At 49.0% G+C, this 4009-nt stretch carries 4 protein-coding genes, 1 pseudogene and 1 other annotated feature; all 5 genes and pseudogenes read left to right on the top strand.

Features of this window, described 5'->3' with window-relative positions:
- Nucleotides 1-1099, top strand: a 1099-nt coding sequence (locus Q3886_RS08930) for a branched-chain amino acid transport system II carrier protein (RefSeq protein WP_301861058.1), incomplete at its 5' end; no start/stop codon positions are given.
- Between the two features lie 53 nt (nucleotides 1100-1152).
- Nucleotides 1153-1263 (top strand) — a sequence feature (ribosomal protein L20 leader region).
- Nucleotides 1232-1789, top strand: a complete 558-nt coding sequence (infC, locus tag Q3886_RS08925; protein WP_367881565.1) for a translation initiation factor IF-3 — start codon at nucleotides 1232-1234, stop codon at nucleotides 1787-1789. It overlaps the preceding feature by 32 nt.
- A 17-nt stretch (nucleotides 1790-1806) precedes the next feature.
- Nucleotides 1807-2001, top strand: a pseudogene (gene rpmI, locus Q3886_RS08920) (50S ribosomal protein L35); the annotation flags it as partial.
- Nucleotides 2002-2048: 47 nt separating this feature from the next.
- The gene (gene rplT / locus Q3886_RS08915) at nucleotides 2049-2399 is read left to right on the top strand and encodes a 50S ribosomal protein L20 (RefSeq protein WP_301861056.1); all 351 of its coding nucleotides are present in this window, start codon (nucleotides 2049-2051) and stop codon (nucleotides 2397-2399) included.
- Between the two features lie 188 nt (nucleotides 2400-2587).
- Nucleotides 2588-4009, top strand: a 1422-nt coding sequence (locus Q3886_RS08910) for a pyruvate kinase (protein WP_301861054.1), incomplete at its 3' end; no start/stop codon positions are given.

Genomic DNA, 4009 nt, shown 5'->3' with positions numbered 1-4009 from the left:
TGCCATTACGAATCGGGTCGGCAAATATACATATAATATCCTGTTAGCAGCACTCATGATTGTCTGTACCTTTGTCTCTATTCCCAGAACATGTGCAACGGCCATTCAGCTGGGTGTACAGGGTAATATTCCGGCAGCGCCGTTTATTCCTTTAGTCGTCGTATACTTTGTGATTTGTTATTTCTTTTCAGCCGATAAAAACAGCGTCATGGATCGAATGGGTAAGTATTTGACGCCTCTGTTGGCACTGATTCTGGTCATTATTTCTTTTATGGGCGTTTTTCAGCCTATCGGTGTTCCTGTAGATCCATCTGTTCCTAATCCCTTTGTCAATGCCTTTTTGGGCGGATATAATACAGGTGATGTATTGGTCAGCTTTATCATGGCTGCTGTGTTTATCAGTTCTATTAACAGCAAAGGATATGCCTCTGTGGCCGATCGAAACCGCGTACTCATATACTGCGGTGCCGTAGCCTTTGTTCTGCTGCTGATTATTTACGGAAGCCTTCTGTATATGGGGGCCTGCGTCAGCGGTGAATATCCTGATACAATAGGGAGAGCCGAACTGCTCGTGGCTATTATTCAGCGTGTTGGCGGTGCCGTTATGATTCCTATGGGGATTGCTGTTATTCTGGCCTGCCTGACGACGGCTATTGGCCAGATTGCAGCAGTAGCTTCCTTCACGAATACGGCATCCAATCAGCGTATCAGCTATCGCCTGGCTGCTGTTGTCTGCTGCATCCTGTCTTCCCTGACTGCCCTGCTCGGTGTAGACGGCATCGTTACCTACGTCGGCTGGATTTTTGGCGTAACCTATCCGCCGTGCCTGGCTCTTATGACACTGGGGATTATTCGTCCCATCGCTCCCAATGACGGCGCGTATAAAGGCTCTGTATATCTGGTAACCCTCTATGCTGTGCTGGAATCCCTGCCTGGCTTGAGCAGCACGGCTTTTGCCAAAGCCATCGTTACGTCAGTTCCCTTGTCGTTCTATGGATTTGGCTGGATTCCTGTCTTTATTGTCGGCTTCATCCTGGGCGCGGTTATCTGGAAGATTACGAAAAAAGAATCGGCTTCTGTCAGCCTGGCTTCGAAATAAATACGAATAGCTATTGACAGGAATCCCAAATATTGATATACTATCTTTTGTTAAAAATAAAGCAGAAGCTATCCGCTTCTCACCTTACATGACGGTCGTGTTACTAAGGTTTATGATGAGATATTCGAGCGGATAGCCTGTGCTGTCCGTTCTTTTTTTTGGAGGTGGAAGAAGATTAGTAAGGAACCGCGTATCAACGATCAAATCAGAGCCCGCGAAGTCCGCGTGGTCAGCGATGCTAACGAACAGCTTGGCATTATGTCTCTGCGTTCGGCCCGTCAGATTGCGGAAGAACGCCATCTGGATCTGGTAGAAGTTGCTCCCAATGGCAAACCGCCAGTATGCCGTATTATGAATTATGGCAAGTACCGCTATGAACAGCAGAAGCGGGAAAAGGAAGCCAAGAAGAAACAGAAGGTCCTGACCTTGAAAGAAGTCAAACTGCGTCCCAATATTGAAGACCATGATTTCTATGTCAAGATGAAAGCAGCGCAGCGTTTCCTGGGCGAAGGGAGCAAGGTTAAAGTTACAATTATGTTCCGCGGCCGCGAAATGAGCCATCCGGAATTGGGCCGGGATCTGCTGATACGCTTCGCTGAGGAACTTCAGGAACTTGCCCATGTAGAAAAGGAACCTAAAATTGAAGGCAGAAATATGACAATGGTCATTGCTGCCAACAAAGCAAAGTAAGAGGAGGATATATTATTATGCCGAAAATAAAAACTCGCCGTGCAGCGGCCAAACGTTTCACTACTACTGGTACTGGTAAATTCAAACGGATGAAACCGTACAAGAGCCACATTTTGGAATCCAAATCTCCGAAACGTAAGCGCAACCTGAGAAAAGCTACGCTCGTTTCCAAGGTGATGAGCGACGCTGTTCGCAAAATGTGCCCGTACATCTACTCGACTGTTCGTATTATTATCTATAGGTTTGGAGGAAATTACTCATGGCTAGAATTAAAGTTGGCGTTACAGCACACGCTCGTCATAAAAAAATCTTAAAAATGGCTAAAGGCTACCGCGGAACACGGAGCCGTCTGTTTAAAAAAGCAAATGAAAGCGTCATGAAGGCTCTCTACTATGCCCGTCGTGACCGCCGCGCAAAGAAACGGGAATTCCGCAAACTGTGGATCGCCCGTATCAACGCAGCTACCCGTGCTCAGGGCCTGAGCTACAGCCGTTTCATTTTCGGCCTTACGAAAGCCGGCGTTATTGTCGACCGTAAGATGCTTGCTGATCTGGCTGTTAACGATGGCGCTGCCTTTGCCAAATTGGTAGAAGTTGCTAAAGCACAGTAAGATATGGCTGAAACCGGAGACTCAGGTCTCCGGTTTTTTTGTATATATGTACGGTGAGCGATCCTGTGGCCAGCAGACAGGAGCTGTAAATTTCCTGTAAAGGCGTCCCTTTTATATTGCAGTTCCTCATACATTGATTATAATGAGAGCATAGAAGAGTCTGTGCTGAGAAAGGACGGAGAGTGGATATGAAAAGGAAACATGAGAGCAAGTCACCGGAAGTGCTGTATCAGGATCTGCTTCGCCTGCGGGAAGATGTATTGACGACGGGCAATGCACTGTTTCAGAAATGGAAGCCTCATATTACGCGCCATACGTTCATGTACAGTGCCTGGAATCTGGCTTTTTATCTGGCCCTGCGCTGTCAGGATCTGCGGATGATACAGCGCAATCTGCTGCCTTTGGGATTGTCGTCATTGGGACGAAGTGAAGCGCGGGCCATTGACAATCTGGATGCCGTCATGGCTTCGCTGGGGCGGATCTGCCGCAAGCCAGAGGCTGAACTGATTGATTATCCGCCGCGGAAGACCTATTTTTATGGCGATGAACTGCTGGCATACAATACAAGCCGAATTTTTGGCACGCCTAAGAAATACAAGGAGACCCATATTATGGTGACGCTGCCGACGGAAGCAGCAGAAGATGAAACACTGGTACGGCGTCTGCTGAAAGCGGGAATGGACTGTGCCCGCATTAACTGCGCTCACGACGATCGGGAAAAATGGGAACGCATGATTGCGTATATTCATAAGGCAGAAAAGAAGCTGAATCGGCACTGCAAGATTTACATGGATTTGGGCGGCCCTAAAGTGCGTATTGATTCCGTCCTGATTCGCGGTGCTGAACCTAAGGTTATGGCCGGCGATACGATATTCCTGGCATCAGGACCGATTAGCCAGTATCCGGCGGCCTATACAGGCGCTATTGTGATTTCCTGCAGTTTGCCGGAAGTCTTCCAGAATCTGCAGGAAGGGCAGCTCGTTCTCATTGATGACGGCAAGATTCAGGCAGAAGTTGCACAGCTCGTTCCAGAAGGAGCCTATCTGCGCATTACCTATACGAAGCCGCAGGGCGGTAAAATTAAGAGTCAGAAGAGCCTGAATTTTCCGCAGACAGAAATGAATATATCGCCGCTGACCGACAAGGATCTGACCGATCTCGATTTTATTGCCAGCCATGCCGATGCCATAGGCTATTCCTTTGTCCAGTCCGGCGCCGATATTCGAAGGCTGCAGGAGGAACTGTACAAACGGCGCGGAGCTTCGTGCCGGGCTATTGCGATTGTTGCCAAGATCGAAACGAAAGCCGCTGTAGACCATTTGCCGGAAATTATCGTGCAGGCCGCGTCCCGTCAGCCTCTGGGCATTATGATTGCCCGCGGCGATCTGGCTGTCGAAGTGGGATATCGCCGGCTGGCAGAGCTGCAGGAAGAAATTCTGTGGATTTGCGAAGCCGCCCATGTGCCTGTTATCTGGGCGACACAGGTGCTGGAAAATATGGTCAAAACCGGTTTGCCGTCGCGGGCGGAAATTACCGATGCCGCCATGGGCGAACGGGCGGAATGCGTTATGCTGAATAAAGGTCCCTACATCGTCGAAGCCGTATCAGCA

The sequence above is a fragment of the uncultured Megasphaera sp. genome (genome assembly GCF_958350005.1).
Taxonomy (GTDB): domain Bacteria; phylum Bacillota; class Negativicutes; order Veillonellales; family Megasphaeraceae; genus Megasphaera.
This window is presented reverse-complemented; position numbering and strand designations above follow the sequence as displayed.

Excerpts from the sequence above, each read along its gene's own strand:
- rplT (WP_301861056.1), top strand. The coding sequence starts at position 2,049 with ATGGCTAGAATTAAAGTTGGCGTTACAGCACACGCTCGTCATAAAAAA.